Below are 18,263 nucleotides of genomic sequence, written 5' to 3'. Positions count from 1 at the left end.
CGGGACGATCGTGCGGATGAAGCCCTTCGGCCCACTGGCCAAGCAGCAGGTCCCTTGTTTCCGCTGTCAGGCCGCGCCCTCGAACTTCGCCAATGGGATGTTGGTATCGACCGCCAGCTCGCGCCAGTGGAGGCGGATGCGCTCGATTTCCTTCAGCGTGGCGGCCGTCAGGTAGCTTTCGCCGCAGGATGGGCAGGAAACGACCGGCACGTTTTCGATCAGAAACGTCGAGCGGCCGCGACCGAAGCTGCGCGTGATTCGGCGGACGCGGGCCTTCTTGTTTCCACAGATGTCGCACACCATAACTGCCGTCCCACGATTACACCCGATAGACCGTGATAATGATCAGCTTACCGGTGGGCCCGATTTTTGCAACGACGTGAATAAGCTTGTGGTCGAGCGCCGGCCCTTCCACCACGTATTTCCACTCTCCGGTCATGCGATCCTTCTGGCGCACCAGAATTCGGCCAGCCAGGATGCAATGCTCGACATCGAAAATGATGAGGCCGTCGGCTTCCATCTCGTCGAGCGCGTGGGTTGTGGCGATGTATTGACCGGTACGGATCAACTCTCGCATCTTTTTCAAGATTCGATCGAACACGGGAAAGGCATTCTCCGCTTCACCACACTCGCCCCGCTGGCACGGGGGTCAGGAATCACCCTCATCCAGCCTCTCCTTTCAAGGGAGAGTCGCAAAATGACTCAGCGAGCCCCCAGAATCGGCAACTCGTACGTCGCCGGGTTCAGGCGTTTGAGGACGGTCTCCACCCGGTGGGGTTCCTGCTTGCGGATGTGGTCTTCGAATTCGGCGCGGAACTTCCGGACGATGGTGCGGATGGGGAAGCAGGCGCCGTCCGGCAGGCCGCAGATCGAGAGGCCGGGCATCATGCCCATGTTGGTCGTGATCTCTTCGAGCAGGTCCAGGTCTGTCATGCGGCCGGCGCCAAGGGCGATGCGCAACGCGATCTTGTAGGCCCAGTTGGTGCCCTCGCGGCACTGGGTGCACTGGCCGCAGCTTTCGGAACTGTAGAACCGCGTGATGTTGGCCAGCACCTGGCGGATGTCGGCATCGTGGGGAATGACGATCGCGCCGGCGGTGCCGAGACCGAGCAGGCCGTACTTGCGGACATCGTCGAAGTCGAGCTTGCAGTCGAGCTCGGCTTCCGTGAGAACGCCAACCGACAGCCCGCCGGGGATACAGCCTTTCACGCGCTTGCCGTCTTTCATGCCGCGGCCGTAGTCGTCGCCGAAAATAAGTTCCCGGCATGAAAGACCGAGGGGCGCTTCAAAACATCCAGGGCGGTTGACCGGGCCGCTGAGGGTGTAGAGCTTCGGCCCGGCGGAGCCTTCGGTGCCGATGGATTTGAACCATTCCGCGCCGCGTTCGAAGATGTGAACGACGCAGCAGAGGGTTTCGACGTTGTTGACGACGGTGGGGCGGCGGAAGAGACCTTCAATGGCTGGGAAGGGCGGCTTGATCCGCGGCCACCCCCGCTTGCCTTCAAGGCTTTCGATGAGGCCGGTCTCCTCGCCGCAGACGTAGGCGCCCGCGCCGCGATGGATGTAGCAGTTCATGGAGAAGGGGGTGCCGAAGATGTTCTTGCCGAAGAAACCGGCGGCGTAGGCTTCGTCGAGGGCTTTCTGGAGGATGTGGAACTGCTCGTGGAATTCGACTCGCATGTAGATATATGCGGTGGTCGTGCGAGTCGCATAGCCGGAGATAAGAATGCCCTCGAGCAGTTGGTGCGGGTCTTCCTCCATCAGCACGCGATTGCAAAAGGTGCCCGGTTCCGATTCATCTGCGTTGACACAGAGGTATGTCACTTCGCGGTTGGGTGGCAGGAATGACCATTTCATGCCGCAGGGAAAACCGGCGCCGCCACGGCCGCGCAGGCCGCTCGCCTTGACTGTCTCAATAACGGCATCGGGCGTCAGGGTGGTGAGGACTTTCCTGGCGGTTTCGTATCCGCCGCGCGACTGGTAGGTCTTGAGAGACCGGATGTTTTCGACGCCGAGATTCCTGAGCAGGACGGGTTCATATTTTGGCATGGGTTTGTCCATGAAATCGCAGGTTTGCCGGAGCAAGTCCTAGGACCACTCGTGCGGTCCGCGATGTGCGTTGAATTTCGCGATTCGCATCCGGCCTATCGCACTTGTTACACCTTGAGACACTGAAAATACCACGCGCTCCATGCGATGCAGGCCAGCGTGGCCGGCGTTCGACGGCATCCGCGCGTCAGCGGTGCGATTACAACCAACCAGATCACGATGAAATCCATCGCGAATCGGCTGTAACCATGCCCCCAGTGTCCGGGGGTATGATAACATAAGAGCACCGCCATGATGAGCAAAGTGCATAGCATCATGGCACGGCCGGCCAGGCTGGACCACCAGGTGCCGGCATTCCAAAGGACGAGCAGAAGGAGCGGCGTCGTGATCCAGATGCTGGTTCCATACGGGTTGGCTTCGCGGATCAATAGCCTGTTGGGGTCCAACTCGGCCAGTTCCGGCAAGGCCAGGTGCATAAACCATGCATTGCCAGGCAGGAAGTGGGGCGAGAATACGCCATACTGTGCGCAGTTTCGGGCGAATTCATCATCGCGGCCGACGTAAATGTACTTGTAGCCGAATTCGAACGGACTGCCGAACTTCGCCTGATTCAGCATCAGAAGCGGTGCCACAATGATGATAATGGCTCCAAGGCAGCCCGCCGCCATCTTCGGTCCGCGGAAATGCCATGCCGCCCATATTAATGCCAGCCCGTAAAGAAGGGTGACCTGACGAGTGTAGGTCGCGATAAACAGGCCGATGAGTCCCGGCCAGAAGCGGCGCGGCCCGAGCAGGTCGTCCGCAAGAATCAGCAGGCCGATGCCTGAGAGGGTGTGATTCATCTGGCCGAGCAGTCCGCGGCCGGTGAGTTGCAGATTCGGATAAACGGCTGTTGCCCCGATGAATCCAAACGCGAGTAATGCTCCCCATGCCGAGTCACCCACGCGCCGCCTGAAGACGAGGAAAGCAGTGATCGGCAACGGCCAATAGACCAGCCAGGCGAACGTCCAAGGCGACCAGACACCATCGGGTAGACCGAGCAGCATCGAATGTAGCGGGTGCAGTACCACGGTCAGCAAGGCGACCAGAGGCGGGAACACGTTATAGACTTTTCCGTCGAATGCGGCGGTGTCCCACGGTCGTTCATCGGCGTTTGAGGCGTCTGTGCCTCGAAACGGTATGTCGAGCCGGCCATTGAGCCAAGCGGCGCCTTCGGCGACGGCGGCGTTGACGTCCGAGTCAACATGCCACTGCGAGAGTCGCACCTTGTCGCCAAGGGACACGTTCAGTGCAACTGCGAGGAGTACGAAGCAGCCCATCGCGCGGAGCCGTGATTCGTTTTTCGGGGATGTCGGAATCGCGGCACTCATGCAATCAGATGGAAGTAGAGGGCGCTATAAGCAAGCAGGCCGAGTGTAATCCATGTTCGCCGGCCGTTAAAGAGATCCGGGGCGATTACTGCCAGCCAGATCGGAACAAAGTCCATCGCGAAACGGTGAAACCCCCGTTGAACGGAACCGGTGTTGTGATAGCACAGCAAAGCAAGCATCACTGCCATTGAACAGAGCATGAGGCCGCGCCGATCCGAATCGCGCCACCATCGGCGCGCGTCGAACAGCACGTAGAGAAGCAGCGGAGATGCATACCAGAATGCCGCACCGTCCGGATCTCCCGTGACGCGAATTGCGAGTGAGCCGCGTGGCTCCACCATCGGAGGAGCCGCCCACATGTGCCATGCGTTGCGCGGAATGAATCTCGGATCGAACGCGCGGCCGAATTCGGCATAGCGACGAGCGTAAACGTCGTCACGGCCCTCGTAGATCAGACCGTAGCCGCTTTCAAACGGCGAGCCGAATTTCAACTCATTCAGCGTAGCGACGCTTCCGAAGCCCATGCACGCGGCGAGTGCAACGACCGTCATCCGGATCCGGCGAGATCGTGCGCTTGCGGCGGCCGACCAGGCGGTCCACGCCACCGCGACCAGATAAATCACGGTCAGTTGACGCGACCACAGCCCGATGGTGCAACCGATCGCGGCCGGCCAGATCCTTCGATTGCCGAGCAGATCGCCGGCGACGAGCAGTAAACCGACCGTGGCGAAGACCTGATTCACTGCCACGGACCCGTCGCGACAGCCTTCGAGAATCAATAGCAGGGGCGTCCCGAGAATGAGGTAGGCTGAAAGAACAGCGGCGGTCATATAGGCGGAATGGCCGTTCGATCGAAGACCGGCCGAGGATGCGGCCCGCGAAAAGGCCCAGAATGCGACGAGCGGAAGTGGGAGTGCCACGATTGCGACATACCATGCGGGATGGAAGACGGAGTCGCCGTCGGAGCCGACGCCCTGCCAGTCTTGAAGTGTCAGTGCGCCGTAAGTTATGAATGTGAAGAGCGGCGGAAAGACGTTCCAGACTTTATTCTCTCGCACGGCCGTATCGAGCGGTCGCTGGCCGGCGCGTTCAGGGTGGGCGGAACGGACGGGGAGGTCGAGGCGGCCGTGTCGCCAGGCCATGGCTTCAATGACATTGGGATTGACGTCCGGCGCCACACGCCATTCGGAAAGTTGTAGGCGAGGCCCCGCCGTCAGATAAACGCCGACCGCCATGAGACCGAAGATCAGGGCGACATGTCTCGCTTGCGGCTTGCCGGAGCCGATCCGCGGATTCTGATTCGCGGCGGGATCTGCCAAGTCACGACTCCCGCATCTCCTGAATGTCGGACGTCTTTTCGATGATCTTCGTGGCGTCGCCACCGTCGCCGACGGCTTGTGAAGGGGGATCGAAAAGATCGGACCTTTGCGGCGCGATTTGATCGTTTTTCGGGTCTTTGAGAATCTTCTTCACATCGTCCGGCTTTACGGACTTGTGCAATTTCTCGTTGATCAGCATGCAGGGAGCATGATCGCAGGCGGCGAGGCACTCTTCCGTGAGCAGGCTGTAGCTGCCGTCGGCTGTGGTGCCGTGCTCCTCGATCTTCAGTTCGTCCTTGAGTGCAGCGAGAACGGCATCGCCACCCATGACCTGGCAGGACAGGCTTCGGCAGGCCACAATGACCTTCCGGCCTTTTTGGTGATCCCAGAAGTGGGTGTAGAACGTGAGCGTATCGAGCACCGCGCTGGGTGGAATCTCGAGGAGCTCCGCAATTTCGGACATCGCCTGATAACTGATGTGGCCCAGCGTGTTCTGTACCACATGAAGCGCCGGCAGCAGGGCGGCGCGCTTGGTCTCGTAGCGGGGAAGGAACGAACGAATCTTCTCACGCACGGTTTCGCTGAGCGACGGGGGCGCTTCGGAGTCGAACACGGGGGTGCGGCGGTCAATTGCCTGCCAAGCCATGTAACACCTCAAATCTCGATCGATCGCGATGATTCGAAGGCTCGCGACACGGGCCGAAGTCTAACCGATCGACGGCAGGAACGCACGTCCTTACGGGGGCGGGCGACTTGCTTCGCTATAGCGCCGTTGATGGCAAGGCGTGCCGCAGGTAGGCGAAATACGCCACACTCCACAGGATGCATGCGGTGGAAAGCCAGCGCTGTCGCCCTCTCATAAGCCACGGAGCCGCAGCAACGAGCCAGACCGGCAGGTAATCGAGTGCAAACCGGTAGTAGCCATGCTGAACATAGCCAGTGTTGTGATAAAACAGGTGCGCAAGCACGATCGGCATGGAGCCAACACACAGTGCGAAGGCAACCTGATCTCGAGGCTTTCGGCAAATGCCGATGACTGCAAGCAACGCGATCGGCGTCGTGAACCAGAGGGCGGTACCGTGCGGAGACGGATCGAAACGAATCCGGTTGTCGTCGTCGAAGCTGAACGGGAGCGCCGTATTCATATAATAAGCATTCATGCCGACGAAGTGAGGTGAGAAAAGGCCATACTGGCGCGCATTGATGGCGGCTGGGGTGGTCCGATCGTGGTAAAGGTGCTGATAGCCGCTGTCGAACGCATTTCCGAATTTCGCTTGATTCATCGCCAAAGGGACGCACACGATAAACGCGATTCCGATCGCGAGTGATGCGAGCTTACCGAATCGGAGGGAACTGACGTCGGCCATCGCAGGTTGGTCCCCGTGCTGAAGCCGCGCGATTGAAGTGGCGAGGACATACAAGATCGGCAGTGCGAAGAAAATGGTGAGTTGCCTCGTCCACGCGGCGATCAATAGACCGACCAACAAGACCCATGCGCGGCGTCTCCCGAACAATTCTCCTGCCAACAGTAGCAGCCCGACTTGCGAGAGCAAGTGATTCTGGTGATAGATGTAGTCCTGCCGGGCGGCCGCAATGCAGGGCATGACCGCTGAGCCGCCAACAAGTGCCAGTGTGAGCAAAGCGGCTGCGGCCACGCTTCGAGTCCGTCTGAAGAACACGGCGTATGCTGTCAGCGGCACTGAAATTCCGAATACGATCAGCGGCAGGATGTGAAATGCCGGCATCGATTCAGGCGTAGGCATCGCTGTTTCGACGGGAACCATCCACACGGCGAGGTATGTAATGAGCGTGATGAGCGGCGGATAGACGTTGTAGACTCGCTGCACCTCAGGCAGATACGCGGCGTCGAGCAGGCGATAGCGCAGGTCGAGCCGGCCGATTCGCCAGGCCCATGCTTCCTGAAACGCGGGATTCAATCCGGTGGAAGCGGTCCAGTCGAACCATGCAATGCCCCGCTGCTGCGCCGCTTCGATCGTGCCGAAGACCAGGAGCAGTGCAAAAATGTGCCGAATGTACGACACCCGCTGAACCGGCGGCTTGGCTGGAGGATCCAGTCTGCTATTCACGGTCGCATCCGGCATCATGGAATCGGGCTGATCGGGGAACACGCGGCAATGCTCTGATCGCTATCCGTGTTGGGCGGAATCAGCGGCACTTTCCGCGCCGGGCTTCGGCTTTCGGCGAGATCCCTCGTACAACTCGTACATAAGTAGCCTGCATTCGATCCGGGCATTGAAGAAGATGATGCGGCGTTTGGCCGTCAGCCCGATTTTCTTCGCAAGTTCGAGGTTCCCGGAGAATACGTAGCCTGAATGGCCTCTGCATTTTTGTTTGAAGAAGTCGCCGATTCGTGCGTAGGTTGACTCGAGCGCTTTGATTTCGCCCATCCGCATGCCGTATTCTGGATTGAGCACCACCACGCCTTTGTCGCTTGGCAGGGGGGTATTGGTGAAATCGCACTGGTGAAATTCGATCATATGGTGCACGCCGGCGGTCTCGGCATTTCTCCGCGCGGCGTCGATCGCGCGGGGGTCCATATCAGTCGCGACGATGGGTTTGGGCTCCACCCGGTTGCGCATCTTCTTTGCGGCGATTCGCATTTCCCGCCAGGCGTCTTCATCGAAACCGCGAATGTGCTGAAAGCCGTAATGCGTGCGGAAGAGCCCCGGCGGCCTTCCCGTGGCAATCAGCGCGGCCTCAATGGCGAGCGTGCCGCTGCCGCACATCGGATTGGTCAGTGACACGGATCCGTCGTAGCCGGTGGCGAGAATCACCGCAGCGGCCAGAGATTCCGACATGGGAGCATCATGCGGCAGTTTCCTGTAGCCGCGGTCCGAGAGCTTGCGCCCGGAAGTGTTGACGAACAATTCGGCGGTCTCGCCGAACCAGATGACATTGAGGACGAAGCCGTCGCGTTCAGAGCCGGTATCCGGGCGGCGGCCGAAGTGTTCGATCATCCGATCAACGACCGCGTCCTTTACGCGCTGATTGACATACATGAAGTTGTCGATGCTCGGGTGATTTCCGCGTGAGACAACAGTGAAATAGGTATCGGGGGAGAGCCAGTTTTCCCACGGTACGTCGCGAACGGCGCGGTAAAGCTCATCGGGGCCGTCACAAGGAAACTGCGCAAGCTGATAGAGTACGTTGACAGCCGTCCGCAGGTGGAGATTCATCCGCATGGCGTCGATCAGTGTTCCAGATGTTTCAACGACGGAGTGGCCGACGGTGTCCACCCTGAAGCCGAGTTGTTCGATCTCGGCGCGCAAAAGTTCCGCCGCTCCACGTGGGCAGGTGAGGCGGATCGCGGCTTGGCTGGTGAAATCCATATTCTCCGATCAGATGGGCAGGACCTTCAGATTCGCCTGAATTGCCTCTCCAGGTCTTGCGTAGTGAGTTCGAGCGTGGTTGGGCGTCCGTGCGGGCAATTACTTGACCGCTCGGTCAGATGCCGCATTTCCAGTAGCGCTAACATTTCGTCCTGGGTCAACGGGTCACCGGCTTTGACCGCCGCCTTGCACGCCATCATGTCGAGTGCCGCGTGAATGGCGGTTTCCTCGGAGGGGGCGCCATCGGTATCCGGGAGTTTGTCGAGCAGGTCGGAAACGAATTCGCCGATTTCAACGCCCTGTAGAAGCGTGGGGAATGCCTGGACCGCCAGCGCGCCGGGGCCGAAGGGTTCGACCACGATGCCGAGCCGATTCAGCAACGATGCGTGATGTTCGATCGTTTCGGACCGCGTGGGGGAAGTCGCGATTGTCTCCGGAAGCAGCAATCGCTGCGATTCCAGCGGGCCTTGTAGTATTCTCTCGCGGAATCGCTCGTAGAGGATCCGCTCGTGCAGCGCGTGCTGATCAACGATGATCACGCCGTCCTGAGTCTGCGCGACGAGATAGGTATTGTGGATTTGCATCACGCCGCTGGGGCCGGGTGCGACGATACCTTCGGGCACGCCGGCCGGCAAGGATTGGGAAGCCATCGCCGGTGCGTCTGTCGCCGCTGACGCGGCGATGAACGGCTCCGGACGAGCGGAGCTGTTCAGTTGGCCTGGTAATGTCGGAGTCGCTTCTCCGGAATCCGAGCCCGCTCCATTCAGAGTTGCCGGGCCGAAGGGCGACGGCGGGCCCAGCGCGGCGTCGTGCGATTGGGAATCATCCATTGGCGGCGTTCGCAGCGTTCGCGCGATCGACGGTCGCAGCGAATCTGAGCGGAACGGTGGTGGCGAGAAGGTCAGCCGCGATTGCGTCGGATCGACGCGCTTAAGGTAATCGGCCAGCGCCTGCCGGGCGCGCTGCTGATTGCCGAAGTCGCGCCGCGGGCCAGGATCAACCGAACCGAGCCGCGCGACCGCATCACCGGAATTCCAACCGCCGCGAGCGCGATTCATATTCATCGCGGGCGTCAGATCGTGCGACAAAAGCGCCTCGCGCAGAACGGCCAGCACCTGCGACTGAACCAGACCCGCATCCTTCCAGCGAACCTCAATCTTTGTGGGGTGCACATTCACGTCGAAATCGCGCGGATCAGCCAGGAGAAACAGGAACACCACGGGAAATCGATCGTGCTCGACGAGGCCGCGAAACGCTTCGCGTACGGCAAAGGCGATCCGGCGATCAGTAATGTATCGGCCGTTTAAAAACAGGTATTGCCACTTCGTCGATGCGCGCGATTGCGCGGGTGGGGCGATCAGGCCTTCGATGAGTAGTTCGCGTTCCTGACTCCGCACGGGCAGTAGGCAATCCGCCAGTTCCGCTCCATAGAAATCAGCGATTCGTGTGCGGCGGTCGACCGTTGCCGGCAAATTGCGCAACGCGCGGCCTTGGTGCGTCAATGTGAAAGCGATTCCGGGATGCGCGAGTGAAAGTCGGGCGATCTGTTCGGTGACGTGGCTGCACTCCGTTTGCGGTTGCTTTAGAAACTTGCGCCGCGCCGGCACATTAAAGAACAAGTTGCGGACCTCGATGCAGGTGCCCTGCGGGGCCGCGAGTGGACGTGGCACAATTCTCCGATGTGGATCGTCGGTGGCGAGGCGGGCGTTGCGGTGGTCTGCCCTTTCGGGGGATAACTCCTCTGAATCCTTGTTGGATTGAATCTCATAGCCTTCGAGCTGGTCGGATGGCCGGCTCACGATTCGTAGATGGCTCACCGAAGCAATCGATGCGAGGGCTTCACCACGAAAACCCAGTGTGCGGATATTGAACAGATCGTCGGCCGAGCTGAGCTTGCTGGTGGCGTGAGAGGCGATTGCAAGAGGCAGGTCGTCGTGGCCGATGCCGCATCCGTCGTCGATTACGCGAATGAGGTCGCTGCCGCCGCCCTCAAGAGCGACGTCGATGCGGGACGCTCCTGCATCGATGGCATTCTCGACGAGTTCCTTGACGACCGAAGCGGGACGTTCGATGACCTCGCCCGCGGCGATCTTGTTGACAAGGGAGGGGTCAAGCCGGTGAATGCGCATCGTCGTCGAGGGTTGTCGCGAAAGCGGTTGATGAATATCTACAATCCACCAAGTATAGAACCGCGATAGTCGATGAGCAATGCAGATGGAGGAATTCACATGTTGTTTAGGCCCTTGGTTGCGGGCGCGTCGATTCTGGTCGGGACGTTCGTGTGGTCGTCGGCCGTCGCAGGTGAGCCGAAGATCATCGCAGGGCCAATGGTTTCGAAAAGCGAACCCAATAGGATTGAAATCTGGCTAGAGACGGATAAGGAATCCATGATTGGCGCGCGTCTTGTCAGCGGTCGCGCTGGTAGCGGCGGCGCGGGCGACTTTGTCGCGGCAAAGCGCCTACTGTGTTCGCGTTATCTTCATCGCCTGCAATTAAGTACGGATGCCTCGTCGGCGGTGCGCATCCAATTCGCATGGGCGACTCAGCCGGCCGGCGAGCAAGTGAAGTGGACCTTGGTGGACGGAGTCGAATGGCGTGGAACGACCCCGCCCTTGGTTGGCGCCGCAGGTCGGTTCAATTTGGCTTTCGGCTCCTGCTCACACCAGGAGAAGCATCCGGCCTCTCAGCCGGTCTGGAGCGCAGTTGCTGCCGACAAGCCGGATCTTTTTCTCTTCATCGGCGACAACATCTATCTGCCCAACGATTCAATTCAGTATCCGGCGACGCGAGCAGAGGTGCTCAAACTCTACTGCGATACCTACGACAGACAGCGGCGGATGCCGGAGTTGCAGTCGCTTTTGCGATCAACATATTGCTTCGGCCTGTGGGACGATCATGACTACGGCCCAAACAACTCTGACAGAACCTGGCAATGGAAGGACGTGGCGTTGGAAGCGTTCATGCTCTATTTCCCGGGGGAGTATGGATTGCCGGACGCGCGCGGTTGTTTTCGGAAGTTCGCTTGGGGCGACGTGGATATCTTCATGCTCGATGATCGAACGTTTCGCGACCCGAACACTGCGCCGGACCGCAGGACATTCCTCGGTGAGAAGCAACTCGCCTGGTTGAAGGAAGGATTGTCCGCTTCGAGGGCGACGTTCAGGATCATCGTCTGTGGCAACCAGATTCTGTCCGACACGCACCCGCATGAGGGCTGGGGCACGTGCTTCCGCGCCGAACGCGATGAGTTTCTTCAGTGGCTGTGGAACAACCGGATCGGTGGCGTCATTTTCCTGGCGGGCGATCGACACTTTGCGGAATTGGTTCACAAGAAGGATCCATCGAAAAAGGCTGCGGATCTCTGGGAGTTGACGAGTTCGCCGCTCGCCAACGACACGTTCAAATCGGGCGACCAGATTCCCAATGCGGATCGAGTTGCGGCCTATACGACGGGGCCGAACTACGGAGTGCTTGAGTTTGATACCGTCGCGAATCCGCCGTCCGTTATGCTGAAATTGAAGAGTGAGACAGGTAAAACCATGTTTCAGCAGGAAGTGCGTTCGATTCGTCGGGCCGACTCTCCCTGACACGCCATAAGCCGTGTGCGGCCGCATCGTATCGCTGTCGGGAGCAGGCCGGAATTGCCGATTCATAGGTATGACATCGCTTCCGCTTGCTCGGCTGGAACCGGCCGACGGGGCCGGCCATGGCTTACCCTCGTCCAATGCACCGCGATCAGCGCGCGCGATGTCGGCGTTGGCGCGATCCTTCCGAACGGGCCTGTTTCATGCGCATGAAGCGGTGATGCGCCGAGGAACCGTGCGTCTTGCGAGACGCCTGATCTCGGACGAACGGCAGCCGCCGTCGGCAGTGGTTGCGATGCAGCGAGGCAAGTTGATCGCCATTCTGGAGCACGCCCGGCGGACGTGTGTTTACTACAAGGACGGTCGCTATCGGAGCATGGAGGATGCGCTTGCGGCATCGCGAGATCGTCAGGCTGTTTCGGCGGCTGATCTGCTTGCCGGCGTTCCCCTTCTTCCGAGGGCGGAGCTCCGATCGCATGCCCGGGAGATGCGGTGGGACAGCGGCCCCGGGCGCGTGCTGATCGACCACACACGGGGGTCGACGGACGAGCGGCTGGCTTATTATTGGGATCGGAACCGGCAGGCGTGGGACAAGGCCCAACGAATTCGCGGGCATCATGATCTCGGATTCGCGATCGGCGACCGCGAATTGCACTTATGGCCGATTGATCCGCCGGTTGACTTCAGCGGTCGTGTTCGGCATGGATTGCGGCGGCTGCGAGACTTTGCGCTCGGCGAATTGCAGGTTGATTGGCCGGGCGGAACGAAAGAGCTAACGCGCGACATGGCGGCGTCGTTCTGGCAGAAGGTATTGCGGTCCGGGCCGTCGCGACTTAGTGCGTTTCCGTCGGCGTTGTCGATGATGATACAGACGGACCCCAAAGGTGCGCAGGCCTGTGCGCGTCGAACACTGCGAACGGTGTTTCTCACCGGCGAGGTGACGCATAAGTGGCAGAGACGTCTCATCTCGCGATCATTGCACGCGCGATGCGTGGAGAGCTATGGCGTGCAGGAGGCCGGGGCAATCGCATACGAGTGCGCGCGCGGGCGATGGCATGTGTGCTCGGAATCAGCGTTTGTCGAGTTTGTTCGAGGGGGGCGATCAGCGCGGCCGGGAGAGTTGGCGGAAGTGGTGGTGACGGGGCTGGAGAGTTTTGCGATGCCGCTGATTCGCTACTGCACCGGCGATGTCGTTCGCGTTGGCGAATTGGATTGCGACTGTGGCAGCGGTCGGCCGGTTATGCCGAGGGTGCTGGGGCGTACGCGGGATTTCCTTGTGACGGACGAAAGTGAGTGGATTGAGCCGGCGAGGACCGTCGAGGCGCTTTCGCCGATACTCGGAGAGGGGCGTTTTCAGGTCAGGCAGACCGATGTCGGTTCAATCGAGATTTCGGTCGTGAACGACGGCACGACCTCCACGGGACGCGCGTCTCGTGTTCGCGAGGCATTGGAATCACTGATGGGGCAGCGGGCGGCGGTGAGCCTTCGGCAGGTCGACGGCCTCGAACGCACCGAGTTCGGCAAATGCCGCTATGTGCAATCCGATCGAGGCTTGCAGGGTCTGGCCGGCGCCGCATAAGTGCGCAATTGCACCGATATCCGTTTGCGCATTAAACCCGTGCGCGGCGTCTGCCCGGTGAGGTTCAGGAATCAACGCAGTGCAATATGCGGGAAACGCGGGCGGATCAGCCTGCATGCGCTTCCTGTGCGACAAGATTCAACTCGACAAGCGCGTTGTAGGCCGCCTTCTGTTCGGCTTCTTTCTTGCTCGGCCCCCATGCCGGAGCAAACTGCCGTGACCCGATTCGGACGGCCACTTCAAAGCACTTGCTGTGATCGGGCCCTTTTTCGTCAAGCATCTGGTAAACAGGTGTCGCAGACATGTCACGTTGTGCGTGTTGCTGCAACTGGGATTTGAAGTTCTGGTGGTGCTCGCTGACCGCGGCGCGCTGAATGAACGGTTCGACATGCGTCAGGACAAACTCCCGCGTGGTGTCCCAGCCGGCGTCAATATACATCGCGGCGATTATCGACTCCAGCACGGCGGCGAGCACGGATGTCGGGAGCTTGGCTCGCGTCGATATGCCGTTGCCGAGGAACAGGCATTCAGCCAGTCCAAGCTCCTCGGAGATTTTGGCACAGGTCTTTCCGGAGACGACGGTCGATTTGATCTTGGTCAATTCGCCTTCGAGAAAATCAGGGTAGTTCTCGAAGAGGTACTGGCAGACGATCATGCCGAGAATGGAGTCACCGAGAAATTCAAGGCGTTCGTTACTTTCAAGGCGATTGTTCGCGATGGAGGCGTGTGTGAGTGCTGAAGCAAGGAGGGCCGGGTTCTTGAATTGAATCCCGATCGCCGCCTGACAGCGGGCAAGCGCTTCGTCACGCATAGATGTTCTGATCCTCGATTCGAGCGATCAGGCGGATGACGAAAGCCGCTCTCGGCGATACCCAAGCGGTTTTCGGCATAAGCCCGGTCGAAAGGCCGGTCTCGGTACACGGGACGCGAATTCACCTTTCGACGATTCCACTATAGTATCGCACGTATGACCAGTCAACTGAACGAGTCCATGCATCAATCTTCCAAAATCGAACCGGATCATTTCGATTCATTGCCTCACCTCACGACCGATATTGCGCCAATACCAGCCGCCATCAAGCGTCGGTACGAGGATTTTCGCGTTGAAGAGATCCCGGCCTACGAACCGTGCGGCAGGGGCGATCACGTGTATTTCACGATCGAGAAGTCCGGGCTTGCGACGATGCGGGCGGTAAACGACATCGGGCGCTACCTCGATGTCAATCCGCGTGACATTGGTCTTGCCGGGCTGAAGGATGCCCGAGCTGTCACCACCCAGATGTTAAGCATTGAGCATATCGACTCCGATCGGGTTCGATCCATGGAGATTCCGCGGATCAAGATTCTGAATGTCTCGCGGCACACCAACAAACTGCGCATCGGGCACCTTCGGGGAAACCGATTCGTGATCCGCATGCGCGAAGTAGCGGGCGATCGACTCGACGATATCCGGGCAGTTTGCGACACGCTCATGGCACGCGGCGTACCCAACTACTTCGGGCGACAGCGATTCGGTTCACGCGGAGACACCTGGCGCATAGGGCGTTCGGTCCTCCTGGATGATAAGAAGCAGGTTGTCGATCTGATCCTCGGACGGCCGGGGCCTGCTGACTCCGGAGAAGTGCTTCGGGCCCGTCAGCTCTATGAGGCGGGCGATTTCGCCGGAGCGGCGAAGGCGTGGCCCTACGGCTTTCGTGACAATGTCCGAATGTGCCGGGAGCTTGATCGCACCCGCGGCAAACATGCGAGGGCATTCCACGCCATCGACATGCGGTTGAAAAAATTCTATGTCAACGCGTACCAGTCCTATCTTTTCAATCTCGTTCTAGCGCGGCGCATTACGACCCTCGACGAAATCAGGGAGGGAGACCTGGCTTTCAAGCATGAGAACGGCGCGGTGTTCCGGGTCGAGGATGCCGCGGCGGAGGCGCCTCGGGCGGCCGCCTTCGAAATCTCGGCGACCGGTCCCATCTTTGGATACAAGATGACCGAGCCGACCGGAGTTCCGGCGGAGATTGAGAATGAGATTCTCCAAACAGAGAACATTTCGAAGGACACTTTCCGTTCGTTGGCGCGGATGAAAATTCACGGCGCGCGGCGGCCCTTTCGTTTCCGGCCCGAGGGGCTGTCGATTGAGCCCGGCGAAGACGAGCACGGGCCGTTCATTGAGCTGCGATTCATCCTGCCGTCGGGCTGTTACGCCACGCTGATACTCGGTGAAATCTGCAAGCAGTACATGGAAGAAGGCCTGGAGGAGGAGTAATTTCCGAACGTCCCTTCAGGCTCCGCGCATGTCGCACGGTGGGGCGGAACCGCTGCCACGACTGAAAGGTTGGCACGCCACAAGCACGGTGTCCGGCGCCGGCGAAGGCAAGAGCGCATCGCGGCCGCACTACTCCAGGTGGGCCAGCCGGATCTTCTCGATAAACCAGATGAGATAACCGGCCAAGCCCAGTCCGCCGACCATGCTGACGATCCCCATCCAGAGAGTCAGCTGATCGCCATCCGTGCGAAATTCATGAATGGCCCAGCCGCCGAAGAGATCAGCCCCCATGATTACAATCATGACGAAGATCAGATGGAATGCTTTCAGGGACATCACGGCACCTCCAATTCAGAAATCCGCGCGGAAATCCTCGGACGACCGGCAGTCGCAACGGCCGGCGCTCGAAACGTGGCATGGCAGTTGTTGCAGGTTTTGATCATCTGATCGAGCCGCTCTTTCACGAGGCTGATGCTGCCTTCAACCGCCGCGTCATGCAAAGCGATCGCATCTGCGTGCAGTCTTCGCGACATTTCGTCGAGAACCCGTCGCGCCTCATCGTTCATTTCCGTGTTCCGAAAGATGATTGGAACCACCGCCGCATCGGATGCCAGATCAGTGGCATACGACGCGATATCGCGAATGTCCCGATTCAGTGCTCCGGTCTTCTCTATTTCGATTTCCATTTCATCGAAGTTCATCTGAGACAACCGGCGCATGATCGTGCGCAGCCGATCGTTATCGAGCACATGAAGGCCATGAGTTTCGTCCGACGCGGCGACGTCTGATCGCGCTGGAGGGTCCGGCGTCTCCTGGGCCGCGGGGGTTGCTGTGTTGCAGCCGCAATTCGATTTCCTGTGGGCCTCGCCGCTCGACTGGCTGCACGACGGAAGTAGGAGAACGACGAGCAACGACGTGACGATGATTGCAGGGATAATCAGCGATTTGGCTCGAAGTCCGTGGAACATGAGATTGCCTCCGGCGCTCCCGATCGCGTCGGCTGCGTTGGAAAATCTATGGAGCGCCATCAAACTTGCTGCAAGGGAGGTGCCAGTCGCTCGGAAGGAGGTTTCAGCCCGGTTCAGCCTGAATTTTTGGCATGAATGCTCAAGAATCGGCAATTCGTCGCGGACAATTCCGCAAGGCTTCGGTGAACAAGCCTCCAAGGCTGTCAGTCGCTCTCGGGTTTTGCCGTTGGACCGTATCGCGGCGAGACGGCCACATAGGGCTTGCCTCGCAGTTTCTTGACCAGAATCAGCTCGCCCATGTCGTTGCCTTCGACCAGGTGCCCGATCCACTGCAGCAGATAGCCGCCGGCAAACAGCGCGGTCGGCCGCCACCACAGCGACCATTCATCACGGGTAAGCTGCACAATGGCCAGGGGAATCGCCGCGATCGTCATCGGAATGCCGATCATGTGCAACCAAAATGACACCGGATTCTGATGCCGCTCGAGCCAGTTTCGAAGCCACGCCGGTTTTCGGGAGGATGTTGCGCGGCCGTCCGTGTGTGAGGCGGATGCGCTCCGAGGTGCCGTGACGAGATTTGATTCCTGATTGCGAGTCAACGATTATCGCTCCCTGACGAGCTGCTCGCGCCGAATGCCGAGGCGTCGCGCGTGTGGTTCGATGTCTTTGAGAAATCGTATGCCGTCTTCGTAGTAACCGGCAGTCGGGACAAGGTCGGCTGCATGTTGCCGCCAATAGGCATTGAATCTCTCCATGAACAGTTCGCGGAGGTACTTGCTAAGCATGCTGGCCAGCGCGATGGGCAGATACTTCGACTCGCCGCTCTGACTGAACCGGACGCGCCATTTTGTCAGGCGACCTTGCAACTCGTATTCACTCTCTTCGTCTTCCTCTTTCAGTATTCGCAATTGTCGGTCTTCGAAGGCGCGCAAAAGGAGCGGCCCGTAGCGCCCACGGCCGCCTTGCTTGTCAATCAGAAAGAGGACGTCACGATCGGGATGAGCGGCGGCGGCGCGCTGTATCAGCCGCAGAACCAGACCGAACAATGCGGACGCCTTGTTTTGTGTCACACCCACCAGACGATTGAAGTGCCCTTCAGGAAGCACTTCAGACCACATGCCGGACTGTCGCACCGATTTCGCGGCGAGATCCCGCGCGAACCGCGCCGCGGCAATGCGTATCGCTCCGGCGTCGGCCGCGCAAGGTAGCGGCAGATCGGAATGGCTGTACCATGCATACTCCTTCAGAAGCGGAATGACGTCGGGAGCGACGGCTGTCAGAAATCCGGATAGGTCCTTCGGGGGTTCATTCGCGCCGCCGAAGACCGAGAGAACGGAGCGCTCCAGCCTGGCCAGACCGTGTTTTCGATGGAAGAGCTTTTTGCTGTCCTGGATGGCGATCCGACCGTCGCGTGTCGACGTCCCATTCGAGACGCTTTGAGTCAGAGATTGCCACAGGCATCGATGCCAATCAACGCGGGGCACTTCAAATGCAGCGGCGCTGACGACCAATGGACCGAGAATCGGCCCATAGCCTGCTTCATCGATTCCGACAATCACGACATGTTTCGACCAGCCGGACATGTTCGGAATCATGCGCGAGACAGGCCTTGGATGCCAGCAAAAGCCGGAATGGCGCGCCGGCACGCCTTTAGTTCATCCCGACCTCTTTCGGCGGGTAAAAAGACAGCCGTGCTTTTATCTGGGCGATGATAATTGTCGGACAGGCTGCTACACTAATCGAGGAGCCGGCCCTGCACCGAGTCTGGTGCACGAGACGTT

17 protein-coding genes are annotated in these 18,263 nt (G+C 59.7%); 3 read left to right on the top strand and 14 right to left on the bottom strand.

Annotated features, from left to right (window positions below):
• Window positions 1-66: 66 nt before the first annotated feature.
• The 9 genes from KF841_01485 to mutL form a co-directional block, all read right to left on the bottom strand.
• On the bottom strand, window positions 67-303 hold the full coding sequence (locus tag KF841_01485; protein ID MBX3394018.1) for a type II toxin-antitoxin system MqsA family antitoxin: 237 nt from the start codon (window positions 301-303) through the stop codon (window positions 67-69).
• A 16-nt stretch (window positions 304-319) separates the two neighbouring features.
• Entirely contained in the window at window positions 320-577 is a 258-nt protein-coding gene (locus tag KF841_01480) for a DUF4258 domain-containing protein (GenBank protein MBX3394017.1), read from the bottom strand.
• Between the two features lie 125 nt (window positions 578-702).
• On the bottom strand, window positions 703-2,049 hold the full coding sequence (nuoF, locus tag KF841_01475) for an NADH-quinone oxidoreductase subunit NuoF (protein MBX3394016.1): 1,347 nt from the start codon (window positions 2,047-2,049) through the stop codon (window positions 703-705).
• Window positions 2,050-2,156: 107 nt separating this feature from the next.
• Window positions 2,157-3,419, bottom strand: coding sequence for a hypothetical protein (locus KF841_01470; protein ID MBX3394015.1), 1,263 nt, complete (start codon window positions 3,417-3,419; stop codon window positions 2,157-2,159).
• Window positions 3,416-4,738 (bottom strand): hypothetical protein, encoded by a 1,323-nt coding sequence (locus tag KF841_01465; GenBank protein MBX3394014.1) that lies wholly within the window; start codon window positions 4,736-4,738, stop codon window positions 3,416-3,418. The genes KF841_01470 and KF841_01465 overlap by 4 nt, the downstream gene beginning before the upstream one ends.
• Window position 4,739: 1 nt before the next feature.
• Window positions 4,740-5,384, bottom strand: coding sequence for an NAD(P)H-dependent oxidoreductase subunit E (locus KF841_01460; protein ID MBX3394013.1), 645 nt, complete (start codon window positions 5,382-5,384; stop codon window positions 4,740-4,742).
• Between the two features lie 115 nt (window positions 5,385-5,499).
• Window positions 5,500-6,825, bottom strand: a complete 1,326-nt coding sequence (locus KF841_01455) for a hypothetical protein (GenBank protein MBX3394012.1) — start codon at window positions 6,823-6,825, stop codon at window positions 5,500-5,502.
• Between the two features lie 60 nt (window positions 6,826-6,885).
• Window positions 6,886-8,088 (bottom strand): class I SAM-dependent RNA methyltransferase, encoded by a 1,203-nt coding sequence (locus tag KF841_01450; GenBank protein ID MBX3394011.1) that lies wholly within the window; start codon window positions 8,086-8,088, stop codon window positions 6,886-6,888.
• A 26-nt stretch (window positions 8,089-8,114) separates the two neighbouring features.
• A complete protein-coding gene (mutL, locus tag KF841_01445; protein ID MBX3394010.1) occupies window positions 8,115-10,316 on the bottom strand; it encodes a DNA mismatch repair endonuclease MutL in 2,202 nt (733 codons plus the stop codon).
• Here mutL and KF841_01440 point away from each other — a divergent pair, their 5' ends adjacent.
• The gene (locus tag KF841_01440; GenBank protein ID MBX3394009.1) at window positions 10,317-11,675 is read left to right on the top strand and encodes an alkaline phosphatase family protein; all 1,359 of its coding nucleotides are present in this window, start codon (window positions 10,317-10,319) and stop codon (window positions 11,673-11,675) included.
• A gap of 70 nt (window positions 11,676-11,745) precedes the next feature.
• The gene (locus KF841_01435; GenBank protein MBX3394008.1) at window positions 11,746-13,251 is read left to right on the top strand and encodes a hypothetical protein; all 1,506 of its coding nucleotides are present in this window, start codon (window positions 11,746-11,748) and stop codon (window positions 13,249-13,251) included.
• A gap of 106 nt (window positions 13,252-13,357) precedes the next feature.
• Here the strand turns inward: KF841_01435 and rnc are convergent, their stop codons facing one another.
• Window positions 13,358-14,062 (bottom strand): ribonuclease III, encoded by a 705-nt coding sequence (gene rnc, locus KF841_01430; protein MBX3394007.1) that lies wholly within the window; start codon window positions 14,060-14,062, stop codon window positions 13,358-13,360.
• A gap of 180 nt (window positions 14,063-14,242) precedes the next feature.
• Between rnc and truD the strand changes: the two genes are divergently transcribed.
• Window positions 14,243-15,514, top strand: coding sequence for a tRNA pseudouridine(13) synthase TruD (truD, locus tag KF841_01425; GenBank protein MBX3394006.1), 1,272 nt, complete (start codon window positions 14,243-14,245; stop codon window positions 15,512-15,514).
• Window positions 15,515-15,643: 129 nt separating this feature from the next.
• On the opposite strand, the gene KF841_01420 is transcribed toward truD, so the two are convergent.
• The 4 genes from KF841_01420 to KF841_01405 form a co-directional block, all read right to left on the bottom strand.
• Entirely contained in the window at window positions 15,644-15,850 is a 207-nt protein-coding gene (locus KF841_01420) for a hypothetical protein (GenBank protein MBX3394005.1), read from the bottom strand.
• Entirely contained in the window at window positions 15,850-16,482 is a 633-nt protein-coding gene (locus KF841_01415; protein ID MBX3394004.1) for a cytochrome c, read from the bottom strand. Before KF841_01415 ends, KF841_01420 begins: the two co-directional genes overlap by 1 nt.
• A 203-nt stretch (window positions 16,483-16,685) precedes the next feature.
• On the bottom strand, window positions 16,686-17,081 hold the full coding sequence (locus tag KF841_01410) for a DUF962 domain-containing protein (protein MBX3394003.1): 396 nt from the start codon (window positions 17,079-17,081) through the stop codon (window positions 16,686-16,688).
• Between the two features lie 3 nt (window positions 17,082-17,084).
• On the bottom strand, window positions 17,085-18,065 hold the full coding sequence (locus KF841_01405) for a hypothetical protein (GenBank protein MBX3394002.1): 981 nt from the start codon (window positions 18,063-18,065) through the stop codon (window positions 17,085-17,087).
• Between the last annotated feature and the right edge of the window lie 198 nt (window positions 18,066-18,263).

The sequence above is a fragment of the Phycisphaerae bacterium genome (assembly GCA_019636475.1).
GTDB lineage: Bacteria > Planctomycetota > Phycisphaerae > UBA1845 > UTPLA1 > JADJRI01.
The sequence above is the reverse complement of the archived record's forward strand: the minus strand, read 5'-3'. Positions and strand labels throughout refer to the sequence as shown.